Source organism: Streptomyces sp. H39-C1 (assembly GCF_027158125.1).
GTDB classification, from domain to species: domain Bacteria; phylum Actinomycetota; class Actinomycetes; order Streptomycetales; family Streptomycetaceae; genus Actinacidiphila; species Actinacidiphila fildesensis.
This window is the reverse complement of record NZ_JAPVLS010000089.1, coordinates 21767-36829: the sequence shown is the minus strand read 5'-3', so window position 1 is coordinate 36829 and position 15063 is coordinate 21767. Positions and strand designations below refer to the sequence as shown.

Here is a 15063-nt window from a genome sequence, read left to right as displayed (position 1 = left end):
ATACACCGCAACACGTTCCAAGGGAAGCTACTCCACCGCCGCTGACCTCCTCAGCGCCATCGCAGAACACGAAGGCAACCGGGACGCACCGATATCGCCACGTTGAATCTTTACGACTCCACTACGCCCGCAACTTGCTGAGCAAGGTCCCCAAGTCGGCCCAGCCGTGGGTGGCCACCTTGTTGCGGACGGTCTTCGAACAACCCGACGCCGACGCCGTCCGCCATCAGATGGCGTCGGTCATCACCACCCTCGACGACAAGTTCCCTGCCGCAGCGGAGCACTTGGATGCCGCCCGGGAGGACCTACTGGCGTTCACCGCGTTCCCACGCGTGGTCTGGAAGTCGATCTGGTCAAACAATCCGCAGGAGCGGCTGAACAAGGAGATCCGCCGCCGCACCGATGTCGTGGGCATCTTCCCCGACCGGCCCGCGATCCTGCGGCTGATCGGTGCGGTCCTGGCCGAGCAGACCGACGAGTGGATCGAGGCCCGGCGCTACATCGGCAGCGAGATCCTCGCCCGCTGCCGACTCCACCCGATCGAGGGAGAAGCCACCGACGAGATGAGCACGACAGCCCTGACCGCCTAACCTGAAAACGAGTCACCGATTGGCCGTCGATACACCACGCCAACGGACGTGACCGCGGGATCCAAGCCCCTGTTCTTTGCCCAGGAACAGACGATCGCACTGTCGTAGGTGGCGTACGGATGCTGGGTAGCCGTCCCGCGCCGCGACTGCGAGCGAGGAGCAGCCTGGACCGGGTGGCCTGCCGGATGGCCCGGGCACTTCACCGTGCCTCGGTACGGGCGCGTGCCATGCGCGATGGAATGCGCGTGACGGGCTGGCTCACCAGAGGTCGCCTCATGCGAGCTTCCGTCAATGGGTGACGCGCTATCGGGGCCGGCCATTGCGAGCTCCGCGTGAAGGGGAGCCGGTACCGGCTCCGGCCAGGTCTCCGTAGCGGCAGGGGAGGGGCGGCTTGCCGGGACCAGGTCGCGGCCCGTCTTTGTGTTCAATGTCGGCGGTCGTGGCAGAGTCCTGGTGTGCGGCTAGTTGAGTCCCGGCTGATGGCCACCAGAAATCCAGGTGGATGGCCCTCCGACCTGTAATGTTCCTGATCGCTTCCTTATCTGAAGGAGAACCCTCCGTCCGGTTTGCTGGTGTTTGCGAAGCATCAGCGAACCGGTCGAAGAGGTCCTGTGACGAAGTCTGACAGAGAGATCATGGAAATATTCGAGGCGTACGACCTGACCGAGACGGTCTGGTCGGCAGCCACCCTGACAGGACACGACCCGAAGACGGTCAAACGCTATGTCGAGGCCCGAGACAGCGGGCGCAACCCGTACGAGCGCGAGCCGCGGCCGAAGATGATCGACGCTTTCCTGGAGAAGATCGAGGAGTGGGTCGAGCAGTCCAAGGCGACGATCCGTGCCGACGTGGTTCACGACAAGCTCGTGAAGATGGGCTACCCGGGCAGCGCCCGCTCGACCCGGCGGGCGGTGAACGCGTCAAAGACCGCGTGGAAGGCCGGCAAGCGGCGGACCTACCGTCCGTGGATCCCCGAGCCGGGCCGGTGGCTGCAGTTCGACTGGGGAGAGGGGGTGGTCGCCTTGAACTGACCCCTCACTCTCAGGAACACCACGAGCTGTCCTCTGACCAGCGGTCTTGACCGGTCGCGAACTGGTATCTCTTGGCGTGACATCAACCGCTGCCAGCGGCCTGCCCTCGGAGGAACCCATGTCCTTGTCGCCCGGCCACCTTGCTGTCGAGCAGGAGGATCTACCGCGGCTTCGCGAACTCCTGGACTGCGGATATGACGTGGAGGACGACAGAGGTGACGGCTGGACCCTGTTGCGGCACGCCATCGACGTCGAAATAGACGGCCACGTCCAAAGCGGCGACCCACTCCACGTGGACGTCACCGCCTTCCTGCTGGCCCGAGGCGCCGACCCGCTCCGGGACGCCAACGGCATCCCGCCCGCCGAAGAGGCAGAAACGCGCGGCCACTGGCTGGCCGCTGAACTCATCCGGGCCTGGACGTCCCGGCGGGCTGGAGCCTGACCCCAGCCGGCCCCGAAACAACCGCACCAACCAAGATCGTGGGGTAATCGGGTCAAGACCGTTCAGAGGACGCTGGCCACCGGCATGGATTTCTGATGGCCACCAGCCTGGACTCTCGACGACCGCCCACCTGGGCATCTCAATGACCGTTGACATCAAGGGGGCTACTGAGGCGCAGCCTGCCGTCAGCAGTACTGCGGCGAGCGTGAGCGGAATGTATCGGCGCATCCGCCCACGGTTTCGCATCGAGGGCGAGACGAGTTCACCCGGTGGGCCATGGAGTTCGACGCGATCGACGCCGACACCGCAGCGGCAGGCGGCAGGGGGAGGGCGTCCCGACCCTGGGTGTTCCGCACGGGCCCTCGAGCTTGTTGTTGCCGTGGCCGAACCCCGGCCGGGGCCGGGGCTTGAGGTAGCCGAACCGGCCGAACCCTGCGGGCCAGCGACAAGGGCAGCGTCTTCAGGTGCCGACGCTCCAGGACAGGGTGGCGGTGCAGGTGCCCTGGGCGTAGGTGGCGGTGATGTCAAGGGTCTTGGCGTTATTGGGGGCTGTCCCTTTGATCTTGTGGGTGTTCGTGCCGGTGAGGGTGCCGTCGGCGATGGTCTTGCCGTCAATGGTCAGGGCCCACTGCACGTTGGGACGGCAGCCTTTCGCGGGTTCGACGCTGAGGTGGCCAGGCATGGTGCTTGCTTGGTCGGTCAGCTTGAAGTGGGCCCGGACGGACCGGTTGCCGCCCACCGTCCAGGTGTAGGTGGTGGTGCTCTCGCCGAAAGCGCCGGTACCGGACTGGTAGATAGCGGGCTGACTGCCCGATACATAGGTGGCGGGGCCCGGCGGAGCTGGGAGCAGGACCAGGAACAGAGCGAAGAGGGCGGTTACCGCAACACACGCGGCGAACCCTCGCACGATGAGCTTGGCCTCTCCCGGCCCGCGGCCGGCTTGCGATCCTGTGGCGCGGGACTGCGGCGTGCCGGCGGTGGATCCGGGTCCGGCTGTGCCGGATACCGCCAGAAAGGACGGGGGCTCGCAGGTGTCCGGGTCGGCGGTTCCGTCCTTCGCGGCCCGCGGGCCGACGCTCTGGGGTGCCTCCCCACGGACGGCTGGGCCCGGGGGACAGGTGTGGCCGGTACCAAAACGGGCGTCCGGGAGCCGAACGGATCGGTAAGGCGGCACGGTCGACTGGTCGGTGTCCTGCACCACACGTGCATCCAGACCAGTGCCTTCGGGCGGCTTCACCGGGCTGCCGGGCCGGCCGGCGTCATGCCCCGGTGGCGCATCAAGGGCTGCCATCGCGGCGTCGCTGTCCCCGTTCGGGCCTGGCGGCGGATGTCCCTTTGAGCTGGGGATATGGATTGCTTCAGGTCGTGCGTCAATCCAGGCGGGTTCGCCGGCGCCCAGTTCCTCGTGCTGGACGAGAGCTCGGCTGACGATGTCGTCGAGGTCGGCGTTGAGTGCGCGCTCGGCAATGAACGAGGTCAGTTGAGCGTCCTGGCGTACCGCGTTCTGCCGCGCCGCACGCAGTTGCGCCTGGGCCTGGCGCAACTCCTCCTCCAGGCGGCTGATGGTCTGCTGCGCCTGTTCCTGCTCGGTGCAGACCGCGGCGCCGAGCGCGTCTGCACGCTCTTGCTGTGCCGCAAGCACGCGGGTGGCTTCCTCCCGGGCGGCCTCCGCTTCGGCCAGGGCTACGGCGGCTTGGCCGCGAGCGGCATCGGCGTCGCCGAGCGCCGAGCGGGCTGCGGCGTGGCCGGCCTGGGCCTGATCACGCCAGTGGGTCTCCCGGACCCGAAGGGCCGCTTTGAGCGCCGCTGCTTGTTCAGCGGCGATCTGCAAGGTCTCGCAGGCCTGCGCGAGCCGCTCCAGCAACAACGCTTCCCGCTCCTGCCAAGCCTCCCGCTCCGTCGCCGACTCCTTCCGGGCTTCCTCTTTCTCCCGCAGGTGCCATTCCGCTTGTTCCTGCCAGTGCTCGACCTGCGCTCGAGCCGTGGCCACGTCCTGACGCAGCCTGGCCACCTCAGCGGAAACACCGTCCAGCGCCTGCCTCATCCGCTGCTCCCGCACGCGCAGCCGGTCCACTTCCTGCCCAGCCGCCCGCAGCGCCCGCCGCAGAACAGCTTGTGCCCGCAGCACACGCTTGACCCGCTCGTCCGCCCGTACCGCCCGGCACTTGTCCCTCATCAAATCCTTTTCGAGCCAGATGATCTGCTGCTGCTGAAAACCCACCAGCAAACGCGCACTGGCATACCCGTCGACTACTGCGTACACCGCGTACACGTCCGGCAGACGCTCTCGCAGGGCCAGCTTGTACGCCGCCCACAGCTCCTCCACGTCGTGACGCTGTGGCACGCCACGCTCCTCCTCAAGAACCCGTAGGAGATCGAAAACAACATCCCGCGTGGGCACCAACCGGCCCTGGATCATCCGCTGCACCGAGGCCTCGCTACGCCCCGACCGCAACGCACCCAGCCGCTTCGCTCCCGCGGCTCCGGGCTTGTCGTCCGTTGCTTCAGGCGGTGCCGTTTCCAGCAGACGCTGGGCGATGTCCTTCAGCGTCAGCGGCCGATCACCGCTCTTCAGCGGATCGAAGACGACACGGCGCACGGTGGTCGTCCAGCTGAACACCGGTTCGGGCAGGCCCTCGTCAATAGGCTCCACAGGCCGTCCGGGACGCGCCATGTTCATTCCCCCCCTGGAGTAATTCCTGGTCACGTTCTGCATCAATTGTGGTTCCGGAACCGTGGAGCGCAGACCAACCGACCACGGACACAGGAGCCCACCATGGCGCGCCCCACACCTGCTACGCAGGTCAACCGTCAATCCCGCCGCAGCCGCACCGCCGGGGTGCGGACTGATGTTCGTCTTCTGAGTTGGCTGACCACCTTGACCGGACTGCTGTCCGTCATCGCGGTGGTCATTCTGACTCTGACCGACCACGGCGAGGCCGCCGTGGCGGTCGGTGTCATCGGTGGGGCCATGGGCACCGCCGGCGGCATCCAGGTGACCGTTAACATCCGCCGATAACTGAAGGGTCGTCAGCAGCCCCCGGGTACGACCGGCACCACCTTGTCAGCGAACCGCTGGGGGAACGACAGATGTATATGCCCCCGTGAGACTGCGGACGGTGGTGCGGGGCGTGGTGGCACTGCGCGCGATGAGCGTCAACGCCGCCGTCGTCGCGTTCACCCAGGGCGGCATCGGTGATATCACCTCCTGGCGGGCCGCAGCTCCCACGCGCTGGCCACCTCGGCCAGGCGACACGTGCGTGCACAGGGGGTGCTGCGCGCGAAGGAGGCCGGGCCACCGTTGCGGATGCTGGAGATCGACAGGAACTCCGAGCCGGTGCAGCGCGTCGCAAAACTCCCGCCTACGCCGCCTGCTACCGCCGCCCGTGTCAACGACCTGGCCACGCCACGCACTTAAACTTCGTGCCGCCGGGCCGAGGATGCCGAGACCGTGCCGTGCTGGCACAGCGGCCGCATGTCGGCGCGCTGCTGCTTGGTGCCGAACGCCATCCAGGCGGTGACGGGAGGGGTGCCTGCCTCAGTCGCGCCGGATGTCATCCCCTGCCGCCCGCCGCCGGCTCACCCGGCGGCGGGGTGTCTGGGTCGGGTAGGGCTGGGCCTTGTGTTGCAGGCGGTTCGCGGGCGTAGGCAGCACCCAGCCCAGCGCCCGGCGGTGGTCCGTCACCAGCAGGATGCCGAGGACCAGGGCCAGGACGACGTCGCGGATTCCCTTGATGATCAGGAAGCCGCCGCCGTCGCCGGACGGCCAGCTCGGGAGGCCGAAGCCCGGGGCCGTCGTCTCCGGGCTCAGGATGAACTCCGTCCCGAACCAGAGGATGAAGAGGATGAAGGCGGCGGCCAGGACGGTGTTGATCTTCTTTAGCGACATCGTTCTTCCCCTTGCGAGTCTTCGTGAGCTGCGGCTGACGACCGGGCGGGTGAGCCCGTGGGCTCAGGTGAGGGCAGTGACCAGCAGGGCGAAGGCGGCGATGATGACGGCGACGCGGATGTAGTGGAGACGCTCCCAGCGGTTCAGCTGCTGCTTCCAGTCGGCGGGCCGGTTGTCAACGGTCCATGTCTTGTTCCGGTTGTTGATCGGAACGAGCAGCAGAAGCGACATGGCCACGCTGAGGATCAGAAGCGTCCCGGCGGTGACGACGAGGCCGGTGTCCTGGTGGTCCCACCCGGCGAAAGCCCAGATGCCGACCAGGACGAGCGAGCCGATGTACCAGAACGGCATCACGGCGCCGAGCATCCGGCCCCCGTGGGCGTGGCCGAGTTGGCCGCTGTCCTCCGGGAGGGCGTTGAGGATCGGGCCCATGACGAAGGCGACGCAGAACTCCACCCCCACCATCACGCCGACGATCACGGTGGTGACGACCTCGAGTGCGTTGAGCATGATGACCCTCTTGGCATCTAGTGCTGCTAGCTGACGAGTCAACGCTAGTACTGCTGCCGCTCTCTTGTCTAGCAGTGCTAGCATCGAATCATGTCGGTACAGGAACGCAAGGAACGCGAACGGGCGGAGCGCGAGCGCCTCATCGTGGCGACAGCCCGTGAACTCGCCGAGCAGCAGGGCTGGGACGCGGTCACCACCCGCCGGCTCGCCGAACGCATCGAGTACAGCCAGCCCGTCCTCTACAGCCATTTCCGCGGCAAGCGCGAGATCATCGGCGCCGTCGCCCTCCAGGGCGCCACCGAGCTGGCCGCGGCGGTGCGGGCCGCGACCGCCGCCGTGGACGGCCCGCGCGAGCGGGTCGCCGCCCTCGCGCGCTCCTACCTCGCCTTCGCCGCACGCAACCCGGCGGTATACGACGCGATCTTCCAGCTCGACGGCGGTCTGGCGTACGCACAGGAGGACACCCCGGCACCTCTCAAGGACGCTTTCGCCGCGCTGCTGGAGTGCCTCGGAGAGGTCGCCGGGGACGGCGTCGACTCGGGGCTGTTCACCGAGGTGTTCTGGGCGTCCCTGCACGGGGTGGCGACCCTGACCCGGTCGGGACGGCTGCCGCCGGAGCACACCGAGCCGAGGGTGGAGCTGCTGGTGGACCGGCTCGCCATCGCCATGGTCTGACACACCATCCCGGCGGGCACGCGGCCGGGGCCCTCGGGCCCCGCCGCTGCCTGCCTGCGGCATCGCCGGGATGACGTTTCCCCCGAAGAACTCGCGAGTTGCTGCCTCTACGCGTTGTTACGGCCAAGGTCGCAGTGCGCCGCCTCGTCGAGGTCGCTGTGACGGGGCTGCGCGGCGGCCACTGACGCATGCTCGCCATCATGTTTCCACGGCTGAATTCAGTACTTGTGACTGCTTGGTGGCGCGCCACGCGAAGGCGGCGCGGCTTCGCCTTTGAGCGCATGGCTATGTAGGTGAGTAGGGGAGGTGTTTGTCGTTCAGTGCGGAAGGCGGCTTCGTATTGAGAAGGGTGATGTCCTTGCAGTGGGACGATCGGTGTGCTTCTCCCGCTGGGGGTCCGAATGCACATATCGACGAGCAAGGTCGAGCTGTACGCGGCGATCCGCCGTGACCAGCGTGCCGGCCTGTCGATGCGCGCTCTGGAGCGCAAGTACGGGGCGACCTGGCGGACGATCCGCAAGGCCCTGGACTCGAACTGGCCTGAGCCCCGGAAGAAGCAGGCACCGCGTCCGACCAGGCTGGACCCGTATAAGCCGGTGATCGATGGAATGCTGGAGGCAGACCTCGACGCGCCGCCGAAGCAGAAGCACACCGTGAAGAGGATCTTCGACCGGCTGCTGGACGAGCACGCGGCGGCCGGGATCTCCTACCAGATGGTCCGCGCCTACGTCGCTGTGCGGCGCAAGGAGATCCGGTGGGAGGCCGGACCCGGGCCGGAGGAGATGTTCGGCCCGCAGTCCCACATGCCGGGGGACGAAGCGGAGGTCGACTTCGGTGATGTCCACATCGTGCTGGCGGGGGTGCCCACCCGTTGTTACTTGTTCTCGCTGCGGCTGTCGTACTCCGGCAAGGCGCTGCACAGACCCGTTGACCGCACTATCGGCGTGTCCTACGCGTCGGCGTGGTGAGGGCGAGGAGTCTCCGTTCGGGATGTTCCCGAGGCGCAGGAGCTTGTCCCGGAGGGACAGTCGGAACAGCACCGCCAGGACGACGATCATGATGGGGCCGCCGACGAATTCCGCCGCGGTGAACTGCGCGGCGTGGCCCTCCACGGAGCCGGCCAGTCCGCGGTCGGCCTGCTGGCGGGCAATCGTGGAGTTCACCTTCGGCGGTATCGGCCTGATCCCCGACCAGGCCGACGCGAAGCTCCCCATGGAGGGCGTCACCTGGAACTACACGACGTTCCTCAACATCGCCTTCCTCATCCTGGCCGGCGCCCTCCTCATCCGGTTCCTGCGCGCTGGACAGCGGCAGGATGCTCACGCCGCCGTCCGGCCGGCGCGGCGAAGTTGACGGTCATCAAGATCGCGTCTGGTGTGTGGCGGCGGGCCGACCGTACGGAGCGTGACGTCACAATGTGATGCCTCTATGTCACGCCTTCTTGGTGACAGCACAACCGCTGAGGAGGCCATCATGCCGCGCACATGCAAGGACGAGGCTCCGCTCCTCGTCGACGCACCAGTCATCCAGGGCCGGTACATCGAGCTTGACGACTACACGGTCTCCTTCGAGACCTTTCCCGGCGACGCGGACGGCACGGAGGCGTTTCGCGGGTTGCCCGACGACCGGTGCCAGTGCCCGCACTGGGGCATGGTGTTCTCCGGCCGGCTCCTGCTCCGCTACCGTGACCGCACCGAGACCTACGAAGCCGGCGACGTCTACTATGCCCCGCCCGGCCACGTGCCCGTCGTGACGGCGGGGACCGAGACCGTCGACTTCAGCCCGTCCAAGGAGTTCCGGCAGACGATGGCGGTCGTGGCCGCCAACATGGCCGCCTCGGGAGGTACGCGATGAGTACCACGCAGCGAACCGTTGAGACCACGGCCCGCGAGCTGGCCGACCGGCTCGTCACCTTTCTCGAGACCGGGATCCCGCCGGCGGGCCTGTTCACGCCGGACGCGTTCTGCGACTTCACGCTGCCGCGGTGGCGCCTGCAGGCACAGGGAATCAGCGATCTCGTCGCGCTGCGCAAGGCCGGGCACCCCGCCGCCGGCCGGGTGTCCCGGTCCCGGTACGACGCCACGGCAACGGGCTTCGTTTTGGAAGTCGAGGAACAGTGGGAGCAGGACGGCGAATCCTGGTACTGCCGGGAGCTGTTCCGCGCCGACGTGGCTGACGGGTCGATCTCGCAGCTCTCCGTGTACTGCACTGGCGACTGGGATCGAGCCCGCGTCGCGGAACACGCCAGGTCCGTGCGGCTGCACAGACCGTGACCGCGGGCCGGACCGCAGTATGATCTGGCCATGGAGCCTGCGGCCGGCACGGTCGCCGCCGCCCGAGCGGCACTGCTGGCGGCCTACTACGAGGCCCGCGACAACGGCGACGCCGAACTCATGGCTGCGGCGGCACTGAGACTGCCGTCGAGTCAGTACTTCGGCACACATCCGGGTCACGTGCCTGCCTTGATCCACGAGGCGTACACCGTGGCGGTCGAGCCGGCGAGCCGATGCCGGCTCGCCGCCGCGCTCGCGCGGGCGTGGGCCTACGGAGGCGAGACCCAGCGAGCGGTGGCATTCGCCCGGGAAGCAGTCGCGCTCGCCGACCGCCTCGGCGATCCCGAGGTCGTCGCCGACGCCCTCGACGCCGCGCTGCTCGCCAGTTGGGGGCCCGACGACTTCGCCGAACGGCTGGCTCTCTCGGCGCGACTGGCCGACGCCGCGGCCCATCTCACCGAACCCGCGCAGCGGCTGACCGCTCATCTGTGGCGTCTGACCACCGCGTGGGAATGCCTTGACGTGGTCGCTGTGCAGCGCCAGCTTCGGGCGCTCGACATGATCGCCGAGGAGTCGGGCTCGGCCCGCGCCGCCTTCTTCGCCGCGTCCCGCCGGGCCATGTACGCCCTTGCCACCGGCGACATCGACACAGCCGATCGGCTCATCCCGATCACCCACGACCTCGGAGGCCAGGCCGCCGAGCCCGACCGGGAGGCGGTCGTGCACAGCCTCGTCGCCGCCCGGGCACGACACGTCGGTGACGCCGAGACGCTGCGGAGCGAGGCCGCCGCGTTCGAGGCATACGGCTCCAGCGAGGGAGTGCCCTCGGTGTCCGCCGAAGCCGCGGTGTTCTGGCTCGCCGCAGACGAACCCAACCGCGCGGAGCAGCTGCTGCACCAGCTCGCCGGCGCCGGGCTGGCGACTGTGCCCCGCGATGTCGACTTCCTACTCACCGTCACTTCGCTCGTCGATGTCGCCGCCGCGCTGCACAGCGATGAGATCGTCGCCGACGGCGCCCGCCTGCTGGAACCCTTTGCCGGCCGAGCGGTACTCAACGCCGGCGCGGTGACCTTCCACGGCGTGGTCGACGACTACCTCCATCGCGCCGAACAAGTACTCGGCAGACCCGACACGACGCGGTGGCGCCACAACGCGGCATCCGCCTACCAGCGGATCGGAGCCGCCTGGTGGCGGGACCGGCTCATCGCTCCCGCGGCGGCGACACCTACAACCCCTCCCGTCACCGTGCACCTGCACCGAGACGGCGAACTCGGCTGGGTCGTCGGCACCAACGGCACGAAGATCGTGCTGTCAGACCTCAAGGGACTCTTCTACCTGCGTGAACTCCTCCGCAGCCCAGGCGTCGAATTGAGCGTGCTCGACCTGTCCGCCGCAGCACCGGGTCATGCCGGAGTCGTCACGGAATCGGACACAGCCGAAATCATCGACAAACAGGCCCTGGTGGCCTACCACCACCGGCTGCGTGATATCGACGCTGAGCTGGACGAAGCCGAGTCGTGGACCGACCACGCCAGACTCGACCGGCTGCGCCTCGAACGCGAGGCCCTACTCGCCGAGGTCCGCACTGCTACCGGCCTCGGCGGTCGACGCCGACGCTTCACCTCAGCGCACGAGCGAGCCAGAATCGCCGTGCGCAAGGCGATCGCGTCGACCCTCGACCGCATCGACCACCACGACGCCCAACTCGCCCGGCTACTGCGCGACACCATTCACACGGGAGCGTCCTGTCGCTATGACCCGGACCCTTCGCGGCCGGTGAGCTGGCTGCTCGACACCCCGAAATCCGAAGAGTAATTGTTTTTCGGCGGGCTAATATTGAATGCTCTGGTTGGCGTGGAAGAAGTTGTCCGGGTCGTATGCGAACTTGATCCACGGGAGCCGATAGTGGTGGCCCGGCCAGAGTTGAGGCCCGGATCAGCCCTGTGATCTTGCATCGCCGAACATTTCGCGGCCCGTCCGCCGTCCCGGTGGACGGGCCGCGCCTGATCTGTAACGCCGGCGACTTCACGCGCTACGACGTCCACGCCATACGCGAACAGGTCGATCGACCTGGTCCGCTACCGACTCTTCGGCAGTGAGCATTTTCAGCGTGGCCACTGATCGGGTGACGGAGGCAGGGCGAGGTCCGCGACGGACAGGGCTACCGTGCCGTCGAGCTGTCCGGCAGAGCGCTGAGGCTGTTCAGCACTACGGCAGCGTGCGGGGCCGGCAGCCGCAAGGCCGACCACGTCGGCGGGGCCTCGGGGTTCGCCGTCTCCCCGGCGGTTTCTGCTGCTGCGGCCTTCAACGGGCGGGCGGCCAGTTCCGTGAATGCCAGCGGATTCGGGCCTGTTGCACGACGGTGTCGTGCCGGTCATCACCCAGTACGGAGACGCTCTCGCGGGCAAGGTCATCGTCGACATCAGCAATCCCTTCAATTCCACGTTCGACGGGCTGGCCCACCGCGGGGAGACCTCGATCGCGCAGGAAGTCGCCAAGGCGGCCCCGGCCGGCGCCAGCGTGGTGAAGGCGTTCAACACCATCTTCCGCCATGTCCTGGAGAAGGGTCGGCCCGACGTCTTCTTCGCTGGCGATAATGCGCAGGCCAAGGCAAGTGTGGAGGCGTTCATCGAGAGCCTCGGGCTGCGCCCTCTGGACGTCGGCGGCCTGAAAATGGCGCACTGGCTGGAAGGAGCTGGGGGTCACGGTGGGCCTCGCCAACCACGGGGTGGGGAACTTGGACTTCGCCCTCAGTATCACCCAACTTCCCGTCTGAGCGAACGGTTCACGGATCACCGAAGGACTCGCCAATGAAGCCTGGCTTCACACTTCCCATACGCGGGCACGCTGTTGAGGGAGGTGTTCGAAGTCTCAACCCGCCGACACGGGAGTCCTGTTGGTTCCCTATCCCGCCGCACTCGACCTCCCGCACACCCTGGTGGAGTGGGTCACGATGCTCATCGTCACCCGTGAGGGTGACAGGCGCTGCATACTCCCGCCGCACCGTCGCGCACTCGTCGCGCTGGTGTACCTGCACCGCCACGACACCCTCGCCCGGATCGCGGCCGGCTTCGGGATATCCGTCGGCATCGCCCACGCCTAAGTCACCACCGTCACGGGCCTGCTCGCCGACCGGGCCCCGGGCCTGCTGAAGACGCTGCGCGAGCACGATCCCGAGTTCGTCCTTCTGGACGGCACCCTCGCCGAGTGCTACCGCGTCGGCGGCAGCCGCGCCGAATGCTCCGCCAAGCACCGCCGCCACCACGTGAACCTCCAGGTCGTCACCGACCCGATCGGCGAGGTTCTGTGGATCTCGCCCGCGCTGCCGGGCCCCACCCACGACCTGACCGCGGCCCGCACCCACAAGTTCATCCGGATCTGCGAACGCCAGGGCGTCCCCGTCCCCGTCCTCGCCGACCGCGCCTGCACCGGTGCGGCCTGCACGTCACCACTGGCCTGAGACGTCCGCCCGGCGGGGAACTCACCCCACGCAGCGCACCGTGAACCGCGCCCTCGCCCAGGCTCGAGCAAGGGCACCCTTCCCGGTCTGAGAGGATTACCGGGACCGTATTAAAGACAAGCGCGGGGGAGGGGAACATGATCGTTCTGGTACTGCTCGGCGTCCTGGCGCTCGCGGTCGGCGGGTGCGCATGCGTGGTGTGGGCGGAGCGTGGCGGGCCCCGCTGGGTCCGTGTCGTGGCGTTCGTGACGCTCACCGCCGGCGAGGTGCTGCGTCGCTCCGGGAAAAGCCGGCGCGGGAGCGTGAACCAATCCAGCGGCAGCGGCGTTGGCGACTAGGGCGTGTAGCGAAAGTGCTGCTCACAGCTACTCGTAGAGACCTGTGACCAGCAAGGTCGCTTCTCGGGCGGCAAGTGGCCGGTCAGTTCACCAGCAGGTCGATCACGCCCGTCAGGTCCTCCTCGCCGCTGCCCTCGGCCAGGCGGCGGCGCATCAGCTCGAAGTAGGGGCTGAGCAGTTCCGGGCTGACCCCCTGCTGCTCGGCGGTGCTCAGGAAGGTCGGCGTGCCAACCACCTGCATAGCTAGGTTGGAGACGACACCCTTGGTGTAGTCACCGCTCCGCAGCTGGTTGGCCGTTTGGTGAACTGCCGGGGCCATCGCGACGAGCCAGTCGGCGAGCAACGGGGCGAGCGCCTCGGGGTCGATGTCCTCGTTGCGGATCAGAGCGAAGGCGTGCGCGGACCCGGCGAACATCCCGTACATGGCGCTGAGCAGAGCCACGTCGTGCAGGGCCGCGAAGCCCGCGTTCTCGCCGACGTAGGTAGTGCCAACCGGGACGCCCAGGGTCTGCTTGTGTCGCTCGAACAGCTCTGGCGAGCCGCTGTAGAAGACGTAGCCGCCAGCTTCCGGGACGCCGATCATTGGAGGGACGGCCATGATCCCGCCGTCCAGGTAGCGGGCGCCGCGCTCGCGGGCCCACTCGGCGCGGGCGCGGGCCTGGGCAGGGGTGCTGGTGGTCAGGTTGACCAGGTCCCTGTCGACCAGGTCGGTGCCGGCCAGCACCCCGTCGACCGAGGTGTCGTCCAACAGGCAAACGACGACCAGGGTGTTCGCTGCGACCGCCTCAGCGGCGGTGTCCGCGACCCTTGCCCCCTCAGCGGCGAGCGCCGTGGCGCGGGCCGGGGTGCGGTTCCAGACGGTCAGCGGGTGGCCGGCGGCAAGCCAGGTACGGGCCAGCGCGGTGCCCATCACGCCGAGGCCCAGCAGTGTGACGGGAGTCTTCTCAACAGTGTTCTGTGCCATGCCGACTAGGCTGGCCACAAGTCCGGGGGTGATCAAGTACGCACTTGACAGTGGGTGGTTACCCCGGGGTGAGCGAGCACGTCGGAAGGGTGGGGCATGACAAGGCTGAACCGGCCGGGCACGCCAGACGGACACGTCTGCGGGATCGACACCGCGATGGAGGTGATCGGCGGCAAGTGGAAGGTGCTGATTCTCTGGGCGCTCCACGAACATCCCTGCCGTCGCTTCGGCGAGCTGCGTCGACTGCTTCCGGGGATCACCGAGAAGGTGCTGGCCTCTCACCTGCGTGAGCTGGAAGCGGACGGTGTCGTGCACCGTGTCTCCTACGACGAGGTGCCGCCCCGCGTCGAGTACTCACTGACCGAGGACGGCAAGCGCCTCAACGACGCACTCCAGCCGCTGGCCGCCTGGGGTCGCGAGCGGCCGATCAGTCGAGGGCTGGAGGAGACGGCAGGCCAGTGCCTGTAGTGAACGATCCGGGATGAAACAACGGGACGGAACACCCTCTCCCCTCTGAGGGGGTGCGACGACTTGCACGCCGTACGCCGTGGAGAACCACACCGGGGTCCGTCCGGCCTGCGGCAGGGTGATGCGGTCGACCAGCCCCTCAACGCCCAGCCGGGCCAGCCGCCGCCGGGTCTGCCCGATACGCGCAGAGGGAGCGATCACCCGGTGCATCTGCTCGGTGGTGACCAATCCGGTACTGCGCCACTGCGCCAGCACCCCCAGCGGGGCTTTTCAGCCATGCCCCTATAACGTCGCGGCTCGGAAAGGTACTTCCGTACAGGAGGACCCGTCTGACATCTTGCATTCACCACTCGTTTCGTACGGCCCGGCCGGTGCCCTCAGCACGACCGGGCCGTCTCCGGAGGACGCATTGATACCCCACAT

General features: G+C 68.0%; 16 protein-coding genes and 5 pseudogenes. 15 read left to right on the top strand and 6 right to left on the bottom strand.

Annotation, left to right across the window (positions count from 1 at the left end; translation table 11 throughout):
- Positions 1–113: 113 nt before the first annotated feature.
- From O3W51_RS38785 to O3W51_RS38775, 3 genes and pseudogenes are all read left to right on the top strand, one after another.
- Positions 114–590: pseudogene (locus tag O3W51_RS38785) on the top strand (transposase); the annotation flags it as partial.
- A gap of 635 nt (positions 591–1225) precedes the next feature.
- The gene (locus tag O3W51_RS38780) at positions 1226–1621 is read left to right on the top strand and encodes a hypothetical protein (RefSeq protein ID WP_138359008.1); all 396 of its coding nucleotides are present in this window, start codon (positions 1226–1228) and stop codon (positions 1619–1621) included.
- A gap of 118 nt (positions 1622–1739) precedes the next feature.
- Complete coding sequence (locus O3W51_RS38775) at positions 1740–2063, top strand: ankyrin repeat domain-containing protein (RefSeq protein WP_138359006.1); 324 nt, start codon at positions 1740–1742, stop codon at positions 2061–2063.
- A gap of 460 nt (positions 2064–2523) precedes the next feature.
- Here O3W51_RS38775 and O3W51_RS38770 read toward each other — a convergent pair whose 3' ends face one another.
- Positions 2524–4779: a hypothetical protein gene (locus O3W51_RS38770; protein WP_138359004.1), complete on the bottom strand. Its 2256-nt coding sequence runs from the start codon at positions 4777–4779 to the stop codon at positions 2524–2526.
- 60 nt (positions 4780–4839) lie between these two features.
- Between O3W51_RS38770 and O3W51_RS38765 the strand changes: the two genes are divergently transcribed.
- Complete coding sequence (locus O3W51_RS38765) at positions 4840–5082, top strand: hypothetical protein (protein WP_138359002.1); 243 nt, start codon at positions 4840–4842, stop codon at positions 5080–5082.
- A gap of 519 nt (positions 5083–5601) precedes the next feature.
- Here the strand turns inward: O3W51_RS38765 and O3W51_RS38760 are convergent.
- Both O3W51_RS38760 and O3W51_RS38755 read right to left on the bottom strand, forming a co-directional pair.
- The gene (locus O3W51_RS38760) at positions 5602–5952 is read right to left on the bottom strand and encodes a DUF4267 domain-containing protein (protein ID WP_232486198.1); all 351 of its coding nucleotides are present in this window, start codon (positions 5950–5952) and stop codon (positions 5602–5604) included.
- 63 nt (positions 5953–6015) lie between these two features.
- Positions 6016–6462, bottom strand: a complete 447-nt coding sequence (locus O3W51_RS38755) for a DUF1772 domain-containing protein (protein ID WP_269288623.1) — start codon at positions 6460–6462, stop codon at positions 6016–6018.
- Between the two features lie 90 nt (positions 6463–6552).
- Between O3W51_RS38755 and O3W51_RS38750 the strand changes: the two genes are divergently transcribed.
- From O3W51_RS38750 to O3W51_RS38725, 6 genes are all read left to right on the top strand, one after another.
- Positions 6553–7137 carry a TetR/AcrR family transcriptional regulator gene (locus tag O3W51_RS38750; RefSeq protein WP_138358998.1) on the top strand — a complete coding sequence of 195 codons (585 nt, stop codon included), beginning with the start codon at positions 6553–6555 and terminating at the stop codon, positions 7135–7137.
- Between the two features lie 401 nt (positions 7138–7538).
- The gene (locus tag O3W51_RS38745) at positions 7539–8105 is read left to right on the top strand and encodes a hypothetical protein (protein ID WP_187145208.1); all 567 of its coding nucleotides are present in this window, start codon (positions 7539–7541) and stop codon (positions 8103–8105) included.
- 184 nt (positions 8106–8289) lie between these two features.
- Positions 8290–8490 (top strand): hypothetical protein, encoded by a 201-nt coding sequence (locus O3W51_RS38740; RefSeq protein ID WP_306665065.1) that lies wholly within the window; start codon positions 8290–8292, stop codon positions 8488–8490.
- A 120-nt stretch (positions 8491–8610) separates the two neighbouring features.
- Positions 8611–8991, top strand: coding sequence for a cupin domain-containing protein (locus tag O3W51_RS38735; RefSeq protein ID WP_138358994.1), 381 nt, complete (start codon positions 8611–8613; stop codon positions 8989–8991).
- Positions 8988–9410, top strand: coding sequence for a hypothetical protein (locus tag O3W51_RS38730; protein WP_138358992.1), 423 nt, complete (start codon positions 8988–8990; stop codon positions 9408–9410). Before O3W51_RS38735 ends, O3W51_RS38730 begins: the two co-directional genes overlap by 4 nt.
- 30 nt (positions 9411–9440) lie before the next feature.
- The gene (locus O3W51_RS38725; RefSeq protein WP_269288622.1) at positions 9441–11225 is read left to right on the top strand and encodes a hypothetical protein; all 1785 of its coding nucleotides are present in this window, start codon (positions 9441–9443) and stop codon (positions 11223–11225) included.
- A 15-nt stretch (positions 11226–11240) separates the two neighbouring features.
- Here the strand turns inward: O3W51_RS38725 and O3W51_RS49075 are convergent.
- Positions 11241–11324: pseudogene (locus O3W51_RS49075) on the bottom strand (BBE domain-containing protein); the annotation flags it as partial.
- Positions 11325–11401: 77 nt separating this feature from the next.
- Between O3W51_RS49075 and O3W51_RS49070 the strand changes: the two are divergent.
- The 4 genes and pseudogenes from O3W51_RS49070 to O3W51_RS38710 all read left to right on the top strand — a co-directional run.
- Positions 11402–11510 (top strand): annotated as a pseudogene (locus O3W51_RS49070) (DUF5655 domain-containing protein); the annotation flags it as partial.
- 249 nt (positions 11511–11759) lie between these two features.
- A pseudogene (locus O3W51_RS38720) lies at positions 11760–12186 on the top strand (NADPH-dependent F420 reductase); the annotation flags it as partial.
- 120 nt (positions 12187–12306) lie between these two features.
- Positions 12307–12940, top strand: a pseudogene (locus O3W51_RS38715) (transposase family protein); the annotation flags it as partial.
- Positions 12941–13007: 67 nt separating this feature from the next.
- Positions 13008–13208, top strand: coding sequence for a hypothetical protein (locus O3W51_RS38710; RefSeq protein WP_138358988.1), 201 nt, complete (start codon positions 13008–13010; stop codon positions 13206–13208).
- An 82-nt stretch (positions 13209–13290) separates the two neighbouring features.
- Here O3W51_RS38710 and O3W51_RS38705 read toward each other — a convergent pair whose 3' ends face one another.
- A complete protein-coding gene (locus tag O3W51_RS38705) occupies positions 13291–14172 on the bottom strand; it encodes an NAD(P)-dependent oxidoreductase (protein WP_269288621.1) in 882 nt (293 codons plus the stop codon).
- 96 nt (positions 14173–14268) lie between these two features.
- Between O3W51_RS38705 and O3W51_RS38700 the strand changes: the two genes are divergently transcribed.
- The gene (locus O3W51_RS38700; RefSeq protein WP_138358984.1) at positions 14269–14640 is read left to right on the top strand and encodes a winged helix-turn-helix transcriptional regulator; all 372 of its coding nucleotides are present in this window, start codon (positions 14269–14271) and stop codon (positions 14638–14640) included.
- Here O3W51_RS38700 and O3W51_RS38695 read toward each other — a convergent pair.
- A complete protein-coding gene (locus tag O3W51_RS38695) occupies positions 14527–14895 on the bottom strand; it encodes a replication-relaxation family protein (RefSeq protein WP_269288620.1) in 369 nt (122 codons plus the stop codon). The genes O3W51_RS38700 and O3W51_RS38695 overlap by 114 nt on opposite strands.
- Between the last annotated feature and the right edge of the window lie 168 nt (positions 14896–15063).